This is a genomic window from Pseudomonas sp. TH21, from assembly GCF_016651025.1.
GTDB lineage: Bacteria > Pseudomonadota > Gammaproteobacteria > Pseudomonadales > Pseudomonadaceae > Aquipseudomonas > Aquipseudomonas aylmerensis.
Genome location: NZ_JAEKEQ010000001.1, coordinates 5,474,205 through 5,490,883, shown reverse-complemented (window position 1 = coordinate 5,490,883; position 16,679 = coordinate 5,474,205). Strand labels below are relative to the sequence as shown.

Below are 16,679 nucleotides of genomic sequence, written 5' to 3'. Positions count from 1 at the left end.
CAGATAAGACCTGATTACCATGGCTCTACTGCAAATCGCCGAACCCGGCCAAAGCCCTCAACCGCACCAGCGTCGCCTGGCGGTGGGGATTGACCTGGGCACCACCAATTCCCTGGTTGCTGCCTTGCGCAGCGGCCTGTCCGAGCCGCTGCCCGACGCCGATGGCCAGGTGATCCTGCCGTCCGCCGTGCGCTATCACGCTGATCGCACCGAAGTGGGCGAGTCGGCCAAGCTGGCCGCGTCGACCGATCCCTTGAACACCGTGCTGTCGGTCAAGCGCTTGATGGGTCGTGGTCTGTCCGACGTCAAGCAATTGGGCGACCAGTTGCCGTACCGCTTTGTCGGTGGCGAATCCCATATGCCGTTCATCGACACTGTCCAGGGGCCGAAGAGCCCGGTGGAAGTGTCGGCCGATATCCTCAAGGTGCTGCGCCAGCGTGCGGAATCCACCTTGGGCGGCGAACTGGTGGGTGCGGTGATCACCGTTCCGGCGTATTTCGATGATGCTCAGCGTCAAGCCACCAAGGACGCGGCGAAACTCGCCGGCCTCAACGTGCTGCGCCTGCTCAACGAGCCGACTGCGGCGGCCGTGGCCTATGGCCTGGATCAGCACGCAGAAGGCCTGGTCGCTATTTATGACCTGGGCGGCGGCACCTTTGATATTTCGATCCTGCGCCTGACCGGCGGTGTCTTCGAAGTGCTGGCCACCGGCGGCGACAGCGCCCTGGGCGGCGATGACTTCGACCACGCCATTGCGGGCTGGATCATCACCAGCGCCGGCTTGTCGGCTGACCTGGATCCGGGCGCGCAACGCAACCTGTTGCAAACCGCCTGTGCGGCCAAGGAAGCGCTGACTGATGCCGCCTCCGTTGAAGTGTCCTACGGCACTTGGTCGGCGCAACTGACCCGCGAAGCCTTCGATGCGTTGATCGAACCGATGGTCGCCCGCAGCCTCAAGGCTTGCCGTCGCGCCGTGCGTGATTCCGGCATTGAGCTGGAAGACGTCGGTGCCGTGGTCATGGTGGGTGGTTCCACCCGTGTGCCGCGCGTTCGCGAGGCCGTGGCCGAAGCCTTTGGTCGCCAGCCGCTGACTGAAATCGACCCGGATCAGGTAGTCGCCATTGGTGCTGCGATCCAGGCCGATACCCTGGCTGGGAACAAGCGCGATGGTGGCGAATTGCTGCTGCTCGACGTGATTCCGCTGTCCCTAGGCCTGGAAACCATGGGCGGCCTGATGGAGAAGGTGATTCCACGTAATACCACCATCCCCGTTGCCCGCGCCCAGGACTTCACTACTTACAAAGATGGCCAGACGGCCATGATGATTCATGTGCTGCAAGGCGAGCGCGAGTTGATCAGCGATTGCCGCTCCCTCGCGCGCTTTGAATTGCGCGGCATTCCGGCGATGGTGGCCGGTGCGGCGAAGATTCGCGTGACCTTCCAGGTCGACGCCGATGGCCTGCTCAGTGTCGCTGCGCGCGAACTCGCGTCCGGCGTCGAAGCCAGCATCCAGGTCAAGCCGTCCTACGGCCTGACCGACGGCGAAATCGCCAAGATGCTTAAGGACTCGTTCCAATATGCCGGTGACGACAAGGTCGCCCGCGTATTGCGTGAGCAGCAAGTGGATGCCCAGCGCCTGCTCGAAGCGGTGCAGGGCGCCCTTGAGGCGGATGGCGAGCGCCTGTTGGATGCCGAAGAGCGCATGGTCATCGACCTGCAAATGCAGGAGCTGGCTGAACTGATGAAAGGCAACGATGGTTACGCCATCGAGCAGCAGACCAAGCGCTTGTCGCAGGTCACGGATGCGTTTGCCGCCCGGCGCATGGATCAGACGGTGAAAGCCGCACTGGCCGGGCGCAACCTGAATGAAATCGAGGAATAATTAATGCCGCAGGTCATTTTTCTGCCACACGCCGAGCATTGCCCGGACGGTATGGTCGTGGAGGCTGAGACCGGCAAGTCCATCCTCGAAGTTGCCCATGACAACCACATCGAGATCGAAAGCGCCTGTGGCGGTGTGTGCGCCTGCACCACCTGCCACTGCGTGATTCGCGAGGGCTTCAACTCCCTGGAAGAAGCGGATGAGCTCGAAGAGGACTTTCTGGACCGCGCCTGGGGCCTGGAGGCGACTTCTCGCCTAAGCTGTCAGGCAAAGGTCGGAACTGAAGACATCACCGTCGAAATCCCGAAATATTCCCTCAACCATGCAGCCGAAGCGCCGCATTGATTCAAGGAAATGTCATGAGCCTGAAATGGGTTGATGTACAAGAGATCGCTATACAACTTGCGCAAGCTCACCCGGAGGTCAATCCTCTGACGGTCAACTTCGTCAAGCTGCGCAATCTGGTGATGGAGCTGCCGGACTTCGACGACATCCCCGACCGGGGTGGCGAAAAGGTTCTGGAGGCGATTCAAGGCCTGTGGATCGAAGAAGCAGACTGAACCGCCTTTTTACGCAGTTAGGCAATACCCAATAACCCGCGTATAATTCGCGGGTTTAATTTTTCGTAAATTACCGTTTCTGGAGTTACACCATGGCTGTTCAACGTACTTTCTCCATCATCAAGCCTGACGCTGTTGCAAAAAACGTCATCGGCGAGATCACCACTCGTTTCGAAAAAGCCGGCCTGAAGGTTGTAGCTTCGAAACTCAAGCAACTGTCCAAAGCTGAAGCTGAAGGCTTCTACGCTGAGCACAGCGCTCGTGGCTTCTTCGGCGACCTGGTTGCCTTCATGATCTCCGGTCCTGTTGTTGTTCAGGTCCTGGAAGGCGAAAACGCTATCGCTCTGAACCGTGAGCTGATGGGCGCTACCAACCCTAAAGAAGCAGCTGCCGGCACCATCCGTGCTGATTTCGCTGAGTCCATCGACGCCAACGCTGTACACGGTTCGGACTCCGAAGCCGCTGCTGCTCGCGAAATCGCTTACTTTTTCGCTGCTACTGAAGTAACCGCTCGCTAAGCATCGGCTTAAAGAGTGAGGGTGAATCCATGACTACATCGACTGTTAAAACCAACCTGCTGGGTCTGACTCAACAGGAAATGGAAAAATTCTTCGACTCAATCGGGGAGAAGCGTTTCCGTGCCGGTCAGGTAATGAAGTGGATTCACCACTTTGGCGTCGACGATTTCGACGCCATGACGAACGTCAGCAAGGCTTTGCGCGACAAGCTCAAGGCTATTGCTGAAGTGCGTGGTCCGGAAGTGGTCAGCGAGGACATCTCCAGCGACGGCACCCGTAAATGGGTGGTCCGCGTGGCGTCCGGCAGCTGTGTCGAGACCGTGTACATTCCCCAGGGCAAACGCGGCACCTTGTGCGTTTCGTCCCAGGCAGGCTGTGCCCTGGACTGCAGTTTCTGCTCCACCGGCAAGCAAGGCTTCAATAGCAACCTCACCGCCGCCGAAGTCATCGGCCAGGTGTGGATTGCCAACAAATCTTTCGGCAGCGTCCCGGCAACCGTCGACCGTGCCATCACCAACGTGGTGATGATGGGCATGGGTGAGCCGCTGCTGAACTTCGACAACGTCGTTTCGGCCATGCATCTGATGATGGACGACCTGGGCTACGGCATCTCCAAGCGCCGTGTGACCCTGTCGACCTCCGGCGTGGTGCCGATGATCGATGAGTTGTCCAAGCACATCGACGTCTCCCTGGCGTTGTCGCTGCACGCACCCAATGACGCATTGCGTAACCAATTGGTGCCGATCAACAAGAAGTATCCGCTTAAGATGCTGCTCGAGTCTTGCCAGCGCTACATGTCGTCCCTGGGCGAAAAGCGCGTGCTGACCATTGAGTACACCCTGCTCAAGGACATCAACGACAAGGTCGAACACGCGGTCGAGATGATCGAGTTGCTCAAGAACATCCCGTGCAAGATCAACCTGATTCCGTTCAACCCGTTTCCACATTCTGGCTACGAGCGGCCGAGCAACAACGCCATCCGCCGTTTCCAGGATCAACTGCACCAGGCCGGCTACAACGTCACCGTACGCACCACCCGTGGTGAAGACATCGACGCCGCCTGTGGCCAATTGGTAGGACAGGTGCTGGATCGCACCCGTCGCAGCGAACGTTATATCGCGGTGCGCGAACTGAGCGCCGCCGACGATATGCCACAAAGCGCTGCGAATCGAAACTGAGAGAGGATCTCTATGCCCTTGCGCCTTGCGCTGCTTTTACTGGTGACCGGCCTTGCGGCCGGATGTGTTTCATCGGGACATGAAAGCCCGTTGCAAACCGGTAAAGGCCGTGACGCGGCGCGAGTTGCCTATGTGCAACTGGGGTTGGGGTACCTGCAGCAAGGCATGAGCGAACAGGCCAAGGTGCCATTGAAAAAGGCCCTGGCGCTGGACAGCGACGATGCCGACGTCAACGCGGCATTGGCCCTGGTATTCCAGGCCCAGGCCGAGCCTGAACTGGCCGATCAGTATTTCAACAAAGCCCTGGCCGTCCGGCCTGCCGATCCGAGGTTGCTGAACAATTACGGCAGCTTCCTGTTCGCGCAGCAACGTTATGACCAGGCAGCCGTTAATTTCCAGCAAGCCAGCGCCGATACCCTCTATCCTGAACGCTCGCGGGTGTTCGAGAACCTTGGGGTGACCTCGATGCGCCTCGGCCAGCGCGACAGCGCACGCCAGCAACTGGAAAAAGCCCTGCACTTGAACGGTCGTCAGCCACGCGCGTTGCTCGAAATGGCTGAGTTGTCCTACGAAGACAGGCATTATGTGCCGGCACGTGACTATTACGAGCGTTTTAGCCTGCTCAGCGGGCAAAATGCACGTAGTCTATTGCTCGGTGTGCGCCTGGCGACGGTTCATGAAGAACGCGACACGGCCGCACGTTTTGGCCAGCAACTCGAACGACTCTATCCCGGTACGCCGGAATATCAGCAATACCTGTCGGAGCAATGATGAAAGCGGCGCACCCGGAAGTTGTAGCAGCTAATCGCGTAAACCCAGGCGACACCTTGCGTCAGGCCCGCGAAAGCAATGGTTGGTCGTTGGCGGAAGTGGCCCTCAAGCTCAATTTGACCACCACCTCCCTGGGCAACCTGGAAGCCGGCGCGTTCGACAAGCTGCCTGGGCATACCTTCGCCCGCGGCTACATCCGCGCCTACGCCAAGCTGCTGGGGATCGACCAAGCCGTATTGGTCCAGGAATTCGACCAGTTCACCGGCACCGACTCCCAGGGCAGCAATGTCCACGGCCTGGGCCGCATCGAAGAGCCGGTGCGGGTTTCCCACACGATTTTACGCATTGTCAGCCTGTTGCTGCTGATCGCTGTCATTGGCGGCGGGTTTGTCTGGTGGCAAGACCAGACTTCCCAGCGCTCCAAGGACCTGACCAGCAACGCCATGGAGCACGTCGAAGTCGAAAGCGCCGACGGCACCACCCAGATTCACCCGCTCGATGAGCCAGAGGACCAGGCTGTGGCTGAGAGCCAGGCCGCGCCTGAAGCGCCGGTTGCCACTGAGCCGCCAGCAGCAGAAACCGCACCTGCCGCAACCGCTGCCGTACCAGCACCTGCGACGCCGTCTGCACCCGCTCACACGCCGGCAGCTCCGGCCGCCCAGGCGCACACTCCAGCGACTCCGGCGCAGGCGCCAGCGGCCCCAACGCCGGCCACTCCGGCAGCGCCTGCGATTTCACCGCCTACCGCCCCGGCATTGATCGCGGGTGATGGGCGCGTACAGATCACCTTCATCGCTGACTGCTGGACGCAGGTCACCGATGGCAATGGCAAAGTGCTGTTTAGCGGTCTGAAGCGTAAGGGAGATACTCTTGACCAAGGCGGCAAGCCTCCTTTGACGCTGCGTCTGGGCTTTGCCCGTGGCGCGCAAGTGGCCTACAACGGCCAGCCTGTGGACGTGGCGCCGTTCACCAGTGGCGAGACCGCTCGCCTCAAGTTGGGACAATAGTCATGCACGGCGAATCTCCAATCAAACGTCGCGTATCGCGCAAGATCTGGGTCGGCTCGGTGCCGGTGGGCGGCGATGCCCCCATCGCGGTACAGAGCATGACCAACAGCGACACCAATGACGTGGCCGCCACCGTCGCCCAGATCAACCGTCTGGAAGCGGCCGGCGTGGACATCGTGCGGGTATCCGTGCCGGACATGGACGCTGCCGAAGCCTTCGGTCGTATCAAGCAACTGGTCAAGGTGCCGTTGGTGGCCGACATTCACTTCGACTACAAGATCGCACTGCGCGTAGCCGAACTGGGTGTGGACTGCCTGCGTATCAACCCGGGCAACATCGGTCGCGAAGACCGTGTGCGTGCCGTGGTGGATGCGGCGCGTGATCGCGGCATTCCGATCCGCATCGGCGTCAACGCCGGCTCCCTGGAAAAAGACCTGCAAAAGAAATACGGCGAGCCGACCCCGGCGGCGCTGGTTGAATCGGCGCTGCGCCATGTTGAACACCTTGAACGCCTGAATTTCCAGGACTTCAAGGTCAGCGTAAAGGCCTCCGACGTGTTCATGGCCGTAGAAGCCTACCGCCTGCTGGCCAAGGAAATCGTGCAGCCGCTGCACCTGGGTATCACCGAAGCCGGTGGTTTACGTTCAGGCACAGTGAAATCTGCGGTGGGTCTCGGTATGCTGCTCGCCGAAGGGATTGGCGATACTATCCGCATCTCCCTCGCGGCAGACCCGGTAGAGGAAGTGAAGGTCGGTTACGACATTCTCAAATCCCTGCATTTGCGTTCCCGTGGCATCAACTTCATTGCCTGCCCGAGCTGCTCGCGGCAGAACTTCGACGTGGTGAAAACCATGAACGAACTGGAAGGGCGCCTCGAAGACCTGCTGGTGCCGCTGGATGTCGCGGTAATCGGTTGTGTGGTCAACGGCCCGGGTGAAGCCAAAGAGGCGCACATCGGCTTGACCGGCGGCACACCGAACCTGATCTACATCGACGGCAAGCCGTCGCAGAAGTTGACGAATGACAATCTGGTGGATGAGCTCGAAAGACTGATCCGCGAGAAAGCGGCCGAAAAGGTCGCGGCTGACGCAGCGCTGATCGCGCGCGGCTGATTGAACGAATTTAAGGATTTGATGTGAGCAAGTCTCTGCAAGCCATTCGTGGCATGAACGACATCCTGCCTGAGCAGACGCCCCTGTGGCGTTACTTCGAGAGCACTGTCGCGCGCCTGCTGGATAACTACGGTTACAAGCAGATCCGCATGCCGATCGTCGAGTTCACCGAGCTGTTCAAGCGCTCGATCGGTGAAGTGACCGACATCGTCGAAAAAGAGATGTACACCTTTGAGGACCGCAACGGCGACTCCCTGACCCTGCGTCCGGAAGGCACAGCCGCGTGCGTGCGCGCCGTGCTCGAGCATGGCCTCACCGGTGGCGGCCAGCCACAGAAACTCTGGTACATCGGCCCGATGTTCCGCCACGAGCGCCCGCAGAAAGGCCGTTATCGCCAGTTCCACCAGATCGGCCTGGAGGTGTTCAACCTCGACGGTCCCGACATCGACGCCGAGCTGATCGTGCTGACCTGGCGCCTGTGGGGCCTGCTGGGCATCCGCGATGCGGTCAAGCTTGAGCTCAACAGCCTGGGCACCAGCGAGTCGCGCGGTCGCTATCGCGAGGCCCTGGTCGAATACCTGTCCGCCCACCTGGACAAACTGGATGAAGACAGCCAGCGCCGTCTGAAAACCAACCCGTTGCGCGTCCTTGATACCAAGAACGCCGACACCCAGGCCGTGCTGGTTGATGCGCCGAAAATGGCCGACTACCTGGACGACGAATCCCGACTCCACTTCGAGGGCCTCAAGGCTCGCCTGGAGGCGGCCGGGATTCCGTACGTGATCAACCCGAAGCTGGTACGCGGCCTCGATTACTACAGCAAGACCGTGTTCGAGTGGGTCACCGACAAGCTCGGCGCCCAGGGCACCGTGTGTGCCGGTGGGCGTTACGACGGCCTGGTTGAACAGATGGGCGGCAAGCCGACCGCGGGTGTAGGTTTTGCCATGGGTATCGAGCGGCTGATCCTGCTGCTGGAAACCCTGGAGCAGGTCCCGGAAGAAATCTCCCGTCAGGTGGATGTGTACCTGTGCGCGTTCGGCGAGGCGGCCGAACTGGCAGCCCTGGCCCTGAGCGAAAAGGTTCGCGACCAACTGCCGAACCTGCGCCTGCAGATCAATGCCGGCGCCGGCAGCTTCAAGAGCCAGTTCAAGAAGGCCGACAAGAGCGGTGCGCTGTATGCACTGATCCTCGGCGATGACGAGCTGGCCCAGCAAGTGATAGGTTTCAAACCCCTGCGTGGCCAGGGCGAGCAACAGAACATTGCCTTTGATGCGCTCGCCGCGCACTTGGCCACCTGCGTCGTGCAGGGTTGAAGCTGTCGAACAGCCGAATTTAGCGATTAAGGAGTATTGGGGTGTCGAGTACTGATGATGAGCAACTGGCCGAGTTCAAGGACTGGTGGCAGCGTAACGGCAAGCCCCTGGTTACTGGCGGCCTGCTGGCTTTAGTGGTGGTGTTCGGCTGGCAAGCCTGGACCAAGTATCAGGCCAACCAATCCCAGGGCGCCTCGATCCTCTATCAGCAATTGCTGGAAACCACGTTGACGCCTGACGGCAAGCCCGACCCTGCGCAAGTAGCGGATCTGGCCGGCAAGCTGAAGAACGAATTTGGCGGTACCACCTACGCCCAATACGGCAGCCTGTTCGTCGCGAAAGTCGCGGTCGACACCGGCAAGCTGGATGACGCCGCCACCGAGCTGAAGGCCATCGCCGACAAACCGACCAACCCGACCCTGGGTGAAATCGCACGTCAGCGCCTGGCTCAGGTATTGGCGGCACAGAACAAGGCTGACGAAGCACTCAAACTGCTCGACGGCGATGCTGACAAGGCATTTGTAGCCACTCGCGAAGAGCTCAAGGGCGACCTGTTGGTCCAATTGGGTCGTACCGACGAAGCCAATGCTGCGTACCAAAAAGCCAAGGCGGCGCTGTCTGATGAAGCAGCGGTCGGTGGCTTACAAATCAAGCTGGACGACTTGGCCAAAGGGGATGCGTGACGTGATCCGTTGGAAACATGCAGCATTGCTGGCTCTGGCCGTTCTGGCCGCGGGTTGCAGCAGCAACAGTAAAAAAGAACTGCCTCCGGCCGAGCTGACCAGCTTCAAGGAAGAAGTGGTCCTGCAAAAGCAGTGGAGCCGCTCCATCGGTGACGGTCAGGGCGACACCTACAACATGTTGGTACCGGCAATCGACGGTGACAACATTGTGGCCGCTGACGTGACCGGCGTCGTGATCTCCATGGATCGCATGAACGGCGACGTGAAGTGGAAGAAAGACCTCGAATTGCCTGTGTCCGGCGCCGTTGGCGTGGGTTATGGCCTGGTGATGCTCGGCACGCTCAAGGGCGAAGTCGTGGCGCTGGATTCCAGCACCGGTGAAGAGAAATGGCGCGCTCGCGTGACCAGTGAGGTTCTCGCACCGCCTGCCACCAACGGCGATATCGTCGTGGTGCAGACCCAGGACGACCGTGTGATCGGCCTCGACGCCAGCACCGGTGAACAGCGCTGGTTGTACGACAGCACCCCGGCGGTACTGACGTTGCGCGGTACCAGTGGTCCGATTGTGACCAACAATCTGGCCGTTGCAGGCCTGTCGACCGGTAAAGTGGTCGCCCTCGATACCCAGAACGGCGTGCCGGCCTGGGAAACCCGTGTGGCCATCCCGCAAGGTCGTTCGGAACTCGATCGCGTGGTCGACATCGATGGTGGCTTGCTGCTGTCGGGTGAAACGATCTACGTCGCCACTTACCAGGGCCGTGTAGCGGCGCTGGACCTGCAGAGCGGTCGCGTCAACTGGCAGCGTGATGCTTCCAGCTACGCGGGTGTCGCCCAAGGGTTTGGCAGCGTCTACGTCAGCCTGGCATCCGGCACCGTTGAAAGTGTGGATGAGCGCACCACTACTGCGCTGTGGAGCAACGACTCGCTGGCCCGCCGTCAACTGTCGGCACCGGAAGTGTTCTCCAGCTACGTGGCTGTTGGCGACTTCGAAGGCTACCTGCACCTGCTGAGCCAGGTAGACGGTCGCTTTGTAGGTCGTGAGCGTATCGACAGCGACGGCCTGCGTGCCCGTCCGCTGGTCGTGGGTAACATGCTTTATGTGTTTGGCAACAGCGGCAAGCTGGAAGCCCTGACCATCAAGTAAGAACTATGCTTGGGGTAACCCCCAGGCGGCCCCGTTTCGGCGGGGCATGCGGCATTTGAATATGCTGCCCCGAGCACCAGCCGCTGCCTTGCAGCGGCTTTTGTATTTTCTGAAATAACGAAGTGGAGAGCCGCATGGTTCCCGTAATCGCCCTGGTGGGCCGACCTAACGTCGGCAAGTCCACCTTGTTCAACCGCCTGACCAGGACTCGCGACGCCATCGTCGGCGACTTGTCCGGTCTGACCCGTGATCGCCAATACGGTGAGGCAAAGTGGCAAGGGCGCTCCTACATTATTGTCGACACCGGTGGTATCTCCGGTGACGAGCATGGCATGGACGAAAAAATGGCCGAGCAGTCGCTGCTGGCCATTGAAGAAGCCGATGTCGTGTTGTTCCTGGTGGACGCCCGTGCGGGCTACACCGCTGCCGACCAGATGATTGGCGAGCACCTGCGCAAGCGCAACAAGCGTTCATACGTGGTCGCCAACAAGATCGACAACATCGATCCTGAATTGGCCCGTGCCGAATTCAGCCCGATGGGCCTGGGCGACGCGATCCCGATCGCCGGTGCACACGGTCGCGGCATCACCCAGATGCTGGAAATTGCCCTGAGCAGCTTCCCCAAGGATGACGCTGAGGAAGAAGAGGGCGAGGAAGAGATCGTCGCCGAGGGTGAGGAAGCCAAGCGCATTCCTGGCCCGAGCGAAAAAGACGGTATCAAGATCGCCATCATCGGCCGTCCGAACGTGGGCAAGTCGACCCTGGTCAACCGCATGCTCGGTGAAGACCGGGTTATCGTGTATGACCAACCCGGCACCACGCGCGACAGTATCTACATCCCGTTCGAGCGTAACGACGAGAAGTACACGCTGATCGACACCGCCGGTGTGCGCAAGCGCGGCAAGATCCACGAGGAAGTTGAAAAGTTCTCCGTGGTGAAAACCCTGCAGGCGATCAAAGACGCCAACGTGGTGATCTTCGTGATGGACGCTCGCGAAGGCGTGGTGGACCACGACCTCAACTTGCTGGGCTTTGCCCTGGAAGCCGGTCGCGCCTTGGTAATCGCGATCAACAAGTGGGACGGCATGACGCCGAGCGAGCGCGATTTCGTCAAGATCGAGCTGCAGCGCCGACTGTTCTTCGTCGAGTTCGCCGACATCCACTTCATCTCGGCACTGCACGGTACCGGCGTGGGCAACCTCTACGCATCCGTACAGAACTCGTTCAAGTCTGCGGTCACCCGCTGGCCGACCAACCGCCTGACCCAGATCCTCGAAGACGCGGTGGGCGAACACGCGCCACCGATGGTCAACAATCGCCGGATCAAACTGCGTTACGCGCACTTGGGTGGTGCCAACCCGCCGATTATCGTGATCCACGGTAACCAGATCGAGAAGGTGCCAAAGTCCTATGTGCGTTACCTGGAGAACACCTACCGCCGTGTCCTGAAGCTGGTCGGTACGCCGATCCGCATCGAGTTCAAGGGCGGCGAGAACCCATACGAAGGCAACAAGAACACACTGACTGACCGTCAGGTGAACAAGAAGCGTCGTTTGATGACTCACCACAAGAAGGCCGACAAGAAGCGCCGCGACAAGCGATAGCAGCAGCTTCAAGTCGTCAGCTACAGGCTGCAAGAGAGGGCTCCTTTGGAGCCCTTTTTTGTGCCTGGCAGTTTGTCGCTTGACCTGCTTGCAGCTTGCAGCTTAAAACTTGGGGCTCACCTGCAGGGGCCTCCGATGATCACCAGTAAGCTGCCAAATGTCGGCACGACCATTTTCACCACCATGTCGCAACTCGCTGCCGAAACCGGCGCGCTCAACCTGTCCCAGGGCTTTCCCGATTTCAATGGCCCCCAGGGTTTGCTCGACGCGGTAGGCAAGCATATCGCCCTTGGCCATAACCAATATGCGCCGATGACCGGGCTGCCCGTGTTGCGTCAGCAAGTAGCCGCCAAGATCGCCCGCAGCTACGGCGCCACGGTGAATGCGGACACTGAAGTGACCATCACCCCAGGCGCCACCGAGGCGATCTTCTGCGCGATCCAGGCGGTGATTCGCAGTGGTGACGAAGTCATCGTCTTCGATCCCTGCTACGACAGCTACGAGCCCTCGGTCGAACTGGCTGGTGGCCGTTGCGTGCATGTGCAACTGAGCCTGCAAGGCTTTGCGCTCGACTTCGAAAAGATCAAGGCCGCGCTTTCATCGCGCACGCGCATGATCATCCTCAACACCCCGCACAACCCCACCGGCGCGCTGATCAGCCGCGCCGAGCTGGACCAGTTGGCCGAATTGATCCGCGACCGCGATATCTATCTGGTCAGCGATGAAGTCTACGAGCACCTGGTATTCGATGGTGTGCCCCACGTCAGCGTGCTGGCCCATGAAGAGCTGTACCAGCGCGCCTTTGTGGTCAGCTCCTTCGGCAAGACCTATCACGTCACCGGCTGGAAAACCGGCTACGTGGTCGCGCCACCGGCCCTTAGCGCCGAACTGCGCAAGGTGCATCAATATGTCAACTTTTGCGGCGTAACGCCTTTGCAGTACGCTCTGGCGGACTTCATGGCCGAACACCCGGAGCACGTCGAGGAACTGCCGGCCTTTTATCAGGCCAAGCGCGACCTGTTCTGTGATCTGCTGGCGCCGTCGCGTTTGAGCTTTACCCGGGTGACCGGCACCTACTTCCAACTGGTGGATTACTCACAGATTCGCTCGGACCTGGATGACGTCGCCATGTCGCTGTGGATGACCCGCGAACACGGTGTGGCGACCATTCCGGTCTCGGTGTTCTATCAGGATCCACCCCAAGGCCAGCGCCTGGTGCGCCTGTGCTTTGCCAAACGCGAGGAGACGCTGCAGCAGGCAGCGGAAAAACTATGCGCGATCTGAGTGCACTGCCCGACCTGAACATTGCCTTGGTCCAGACCAGCCTGGTGTGGCATGACCGTCAGGCCAACCTCGAGCATTTCGAGCTGTTGCTGGAGCAGGCGCGCGGCGCCGACCTGATCGTGTTGCCGGAGATGTTCACTACCGGCTTCTCCATGGAGTCGGCCACCCTCGCCGAACCGGAAAACGGCCCTACCCATCATTGGCTCCAGGCCCAGGCGAAGAAGTACAACGCGGTAATTACCGGCAGCGTAATCATCCAGGCCGCCGACGGCAGCCATCGCAATCGCCTGCTGTGGGCGCGGCCGGATGGCGAGGTGTTGCACTACGACAAGCGTCATCTGTTTCGTATGGCCGGCGAGCACGATCACTACACCCCCGGCGAGCGCCAGGTGCAGTTCGAATTGAAAGGCTGGCGCATTCGCCCGCTGATTTGCTACGACCTGCGTTTCCCGGTGTGGAGCCGTGACGCCCAGGACACCGACTTGCTGCTGTACACCGCCAATTGGCCGGGGGCGCGGCGCCAGCACTGGAACCGGTTGTTGCCGGCGCGGGCTATCGAAAACCTGTGTTATGTGGCGGCAGTGAATCGGGTTGGTACCGACGGCAAGGGTTTTGCCTACACCGGTGACAGCCAGGTGCTGGATTTCCAGGGCGAGACCGTGCTGAGTGCGGGGGAGGCGGATGGGGTTTTTCAAGTTCGTCTTGAGGCCGGGGAGCTGGCGGATTATCGCACTCGGTTTCCTGCCAATTTGGACGCCGACACGTTTCACTTGGGCTGATGGGGCGATGTTGAGTACGGGTACCTCGACCTTCCAGTCGAGGTACCAGGGGATTAGCTTTTAGAGGGCAAATTCGCTGCTTCGAATGGCCGCGTAGTAGTTCTTGCTTTGCTGGGCGATGTCTTTGGCTTCTGTGCTGTTGGGATCAAGTGTTCGATATTGCTCATAAAACTTGTGTCCCAAACCTCCTTTTTGTCCGGACGTTTCTTCCAGCTGCTTGCAATAATCCTCTCCCAACATGGATTTGGCGGTACTTGGATTCATCTTTCCAAAGATCATTGCAGGTGTGATGACTTGCATTTCACAATTGCCGCCGGCCTCAGATTTATAGGTGGCATTGATGCCGCTGTAACCGAGTGGGTCTACATCTCCATCAATTCTTTTTATATTGATGCCGCCTTTTTTTTCCAGGTCGGCAACCACGTTGTCTACTTTTTCGCTATTGATAATGACGGTCGTGCGGGTGAGGTCTTTGATTTTGCCCATGTCGCCGCCGTAGTCATTATTTATTTTGGTCAATGCTCGATCAATTGTTTTCATCGGGGCGGTAATTAACTTGCCGCCATAATCTTTAGCTATTTTTTTGGAAAAATCATCGTTTTCCGATTTCGAGGTGTACATCTTTTCGTAGATGAACGTTCCCAGCTTGGTATGCCCTTTTTTTATACCCAAACGTTCAGGGTCACTATTGTTTGTAGGCGGGAGGGTTTCTTTATTGTCCGTTGACCATTCGTTTGGCCTTTGCTGTCGGGGGCTTGCTTGTTGTGCAGGCGTGTGCGCGATAAAGGGGTTGCTGGCTGGATGAGAAGGAGCGGTCGTAATCATGAGCGAGTGCTCTCACTGTGATTATTATCTTGCGGATCAATACGGAAGATTTCATCAGAGAGATTTTTGCAGTGATAATGCTGTTTCATGTGATTCCTCAATACTTACCTCAAATGCATTCCCTTAGAGATTAATGCAGGGCGCTCCTCACCTTGCAGGCGGTTATTGGGTGGTTGCATCTAAGTTTAAAGTTCCATCCATGCCGTAAGGTCTATGTCTGGAGCAGGTAGGCAGGGAGGCGTTAAGTCTCTCGAAAAGTATTTGGTATGATTTTGAATACTTAATAAAAAAGCCCCTGAGTTTTAACTCAGGGGCTTTTTGCATTGCCGCGATCAGGTTTACGCCGCTTTCGCTTCCAACTGGCTCAACGAGCGGTTCAGCGCACTGAACAGTGCCTTGAAGCTCGCCGTAGTGATGTTTTCATCAATGCCCACGCCGTGCACCGGACGCTCGCCGTTCACGCGCAGTTCGATGTAGGCCGCAGCCTTGGCGTTGGTGCCCGCGCCGATTGCGTGTTCGTTGTAGTCCATGATCTCGACCGCTACCGGCAAGCCGGCTACCAGGGCTTCCAGTGCACCGTTGCCTTTGCCTTTCCAGTGCAGGTTGGTTTCGCCCTGGCCTTTGCCCGACACTTCCACCTCGACAAAGCTGTTGCCATTCTCTTCCTGCAGGCGGTGGCTGACCAGCGCGTACGGGGTGTTGGCCTGCAAGTATTCACGCTGCAGCAATGCGTAGATCTGCGGGGCGGTCATCTCCAGGCCCACGCGGTCGGTTTCAGCCTGGACCACCTGGCTGAACTCGATCTGCATGCGGCGTGGCAAGCTGATGTCGTATTCCTGCTCCAGCAGGTAGGCGATACCGCCTTTGCCCGACTGGCTGTTCACACGGATCACCGCTTCGTAGCTGCGGCCGATGTCCGCCGGGTCGATCGGCAAGTACGGCACTTCCCACAGGGCGTCGTCTTTCTGCTGGGCAAAACCCTTGCGGATCGCATCCTGGTGGGAGCCGGAGAACGCGGTGTGCACCAGGTCGCCGACATAGGGGTGACGTGGGTGCACCTGGATCTGGTTGCACTCCTCAACGACCTTGCGCACGCCGTCGATGTCGGAGAAGTCCAGCTGCGGGTCGAGGCCCTGGGTGTACATGTTCAAGGCCACGGTGACCAGGTCGACGTTGCCGGTACGCTCGCCGTTGCCGAACAGGCAGCCTTCGACACGATCGGCGCCGGCCATCAGGCCCAGCTCGGTGGCGGCAACGCCGGTGCCACGGTCGTTGTGGGTGTGCAGGCTGATGATCACGCTGTCACGACGGTTGATATGGCGACCGAACCATTCGATCTGGTCGGCATAGATGTTCGGCGTGGCGCACTCGACGGTGGCGGGCAGGTTGAGAATCACCTTGTGCTCAGGCGTTGGGTTCCACACCTCGATCACTGCGTCACATACTTCCTTGGCGAATTCCAGTTCGGTGGCGCTGAAGGTTTCCGGGGAGTATTCGAAGGTCCACTGGGTGTCTGGCTGTTGGGCCGCGTATTTGACAAACAGCTTGGCTGCGTTGACCGCGATGGCCTTGATGCCTTCCTTGTCCTGGTTGAACACGATGCGGCGGAACGACGGCGACGTGGCGTTGTAAAGGTGCACGATGGCCTTCTTGGCGCCGCGCAGCGATTCGAAGGTGCGTGCGATCAAGTCTTCACGGCCCTGGGTCAGCACCTGGATGGTGGTGTCCTCGGGGATGTGGTTGTCTTCGATCAGGGTGCGCACGAAGTCGAAGTCGGTCTGCGAGGCGGCCGGGAACGACGCTTCGATTTCTTTCACACCCACCGCGACCAGGGTCTTCCAGAAACGCAGCTTCTTCACCGCGTCCATCGGCTCGATCAGCGACTGGTTGCCATCACGCAGGTCGGAGCTGCACCAGATCGGCGCTTCGGTGATGGTTTTCGACGGCCAGGTGCGATCCGGGATATCGATGGTCGGGAACGCGCGGTATTTCGAAGACGGGTCTTTGAGCATGCTCATC

General features: G+C 59.5%; 16 protein-coding genes. 14 read left to right on the top strand and 2 right to left on the bottom strand.

Annotated features, from left to right (window positions below; all coding sequences use genetic code 11):
• The first annotated feature begins 19 nt into the window (after positions 1-19).
• The 14 genes from hscA (at position 20) to JFU04_RS24195 (ending at position 13,835) form a co-directional block, all read left to right on the top strand.
• On the top strand, positions 20-1,882 hold the full coding sequence (hscA, locus tag JFU04_RS24260; protein WP_201145834.1) for a Fe-S protein assembly chaperone HscA: 1,863 nt from the start codon (positions 20-22) through the stop codon (positions 1,880-1,882).
• Between the two features lie 3 nt (positions 1,883-1,885).
• Positions 1,886-2,227, top strand: coding sequence for an ISC system 2Fe-2S type ferredoxin (gene fdx, locus JFU04_RS24255; protein WP_015885743.1), 342 nt, complete (start codon positions 1,886-1,888; stop codon positions 2,225-2,227).
• A gap of 14 nt (positions 2,228-2,241) precedes the next feature.
• Positions 2,242-2,442 (top strand): Fe-S cluster assembly protein IscX, encoded by a 201-nt coding sequence (iscX, locus tag JFU04_RS24250; protein WP_065908623.1) that lies wholly within the window; start codon positions 2,242-2,244, stop codon positions 2,440-2,442.
• Between the two features lie 92 nt (positions 2,443-2,534).
• Entirely contained in the window at positions 2,535-2,960 is a 426-nt protein-coding gene (ndk, locus tag JFU04_RS24245) for a nucleoside-diphosphate kinase (RefSeq protein WP_060754319.1), read from the top strand.
• A 29-nt stretch (positions 2,961-2,989) separates the two neighbouring features.
• On the top strand, positions 2,990-4,138 hold the full coding sequence (gene rlmN, locus JFU04_RS24240) for a 23S rRNA (adenine(2503)-C(2))-methyltransferase RlmN (protein WP_065908625.1): 1,149 nt from the start codon (positions 2,990-2,992) through the stop codon (positions 4,136-4,138).
• A gap of 12 nt (positions 4,139-4,150) precedes the next feature.
• A complete protein-coding gene (gene pilW, locus JFU04_RS24235; RefSeq protein ID WP_065908627.1) occupies positions 4,151-4,909 on the top strand; it encodes a type IV pilus biogenesis/stability protein PilW in 759 nt (252 codons plus the stop codon).
• Positions 4,909-5,916 carry a RodZ domain-containing protein gene (locus JFU04_RS24230; RefSeq protein ID WP_106802686.1) on the top strand — a complete coding sequence of 336 codons (1,008 nt, stop codon included), beginning with the start codon at positions 4,909-4,911 and terminating at the stop codon, positions 5,914-5,916. Before pilW ends, JFU04_RS24230 begins: the two co-directional genes overlap by 1 nt.
• 2 nt (positions 5,917-5,918) lie before the next feature.
• Positions 5,919-7,028 carry a flavodoxin-dependent (E)-4-hydroxy-3-methylbut-2-enyl-diphosphate synthase gene (gene ispG / locus JFU04_RS24225; protein WP_025859271.1) on the top strand — a complete coding sequence of 370 codons (1,110 nt, stop codon included), beginning with the start codon at positions 5,919-5,921 and terminating at the stop codon, positions 7,026-7,028.
• 23 nt (positions 7,029-7,051) lie between these two features.
• Positions 7,052-8,341: a histidine--tRNA ligase gene (gene hisS / locus JFU04_RS24220; protein WP_065908631.1), complete on the top strand. Its 1,290-nt coding sequence runs from the start codon at positions 7,052-7,054 to the stop codon at positions 8,339-8,341.
• Between the two features lie 41 nt (positions 8,342-8,382).
• A complete protein-coding gene (locus JFU04_RS24215; protein WP_065908632.1) occupies positions 8,383-9,024 on the top strand; it encodes a YfgM family protein in 642 nt (213 codons plus the stop codon).
• A complete protein-coding gene (gene bamB / locus JFU04_RS24210) occupies positions 9,017-10,168 on the top strand; it encodes an outer membrane protein assembly factor BamB (protein ID WP_065908633.1) in 1,152 nt (383 codons plus the stop codon). Before JFU04_RS24215 ends, bamB begins: the two co-directional genes overlap by 8 nt.
• Positions 10,169-10,302: 134 nt before the next feature.
• The gene (der, locus tag JFU04_RS24205) at positions 10,303-11,772 is read left to right on the top strand and encodes a ribosome biogenesis GTPase Der (protein WP_065908635.1); all 1,470 of its coding nucleotides are present in this window, start codon (positions 10,303-10,305) and stop codon (positions 11,770-11,772) included.
• Between the two features lie 135 nt (positions 11,773-11,907).
• The gene (locus JFU04_RS24200) at positions 11,908-13,056 is read left to right on the top strand and encodes a pyridoxal phosphate-dependent aminotransferase (protein ID WP_201145833.1); all 1,149 of its coding nucleotides are present in this window, start codon (positions 11,908-11,910) and stop codon (positions 13,054-13,056) included.
• Positions 13,044-13,835 carry an amidohydrolase gene (locus JFU04_RS24195; RefSeq protein ID WP_201145832.1) on the top strand — a complete coding sequence of 264 codons (792 nt, stop codon included), beginning with the start codon at positions 13,044-13,046 and terminating at the stop codon, positions 13,833-13,835. The genes JFU04_RS24200 and JFU04_RS24195 overlap by 13 nt, the downstream gene beginning before the upstream one ends.
• 60 nt (positions 13,836-13,895) lie before the next feature.
• Here the strand turns inward: JFU04_RS24195 and JFU04_RS24190 are convergent, their stop codons facing one another.
• A complete protein-coding gene (locus tag JFU04_RS24190) occupies positions 13,896-14,660 on the bottom strand; it encodes a hypothetical protein (protein ID WP_141697322.1) in 765 nt (254 codons plus the stop codon).
• A gap of 338 nt (positions 14,661-14,998) precedes the next feature.
• The gene (leuA, locus tag JFU04_RS24185; protein ID WP_065908640.1) at positions 14,999-16,678 is read right to left on the bottom strand and encodes a 2-isopropylmalate synthase; all 1,680 of its coding nucleotides are present in this window, start codon (positions 16,676-16,678) and stop codon (positions 14,999-15,001) included.
• Position 16,679: the final 1 nt, after the last annotated feature.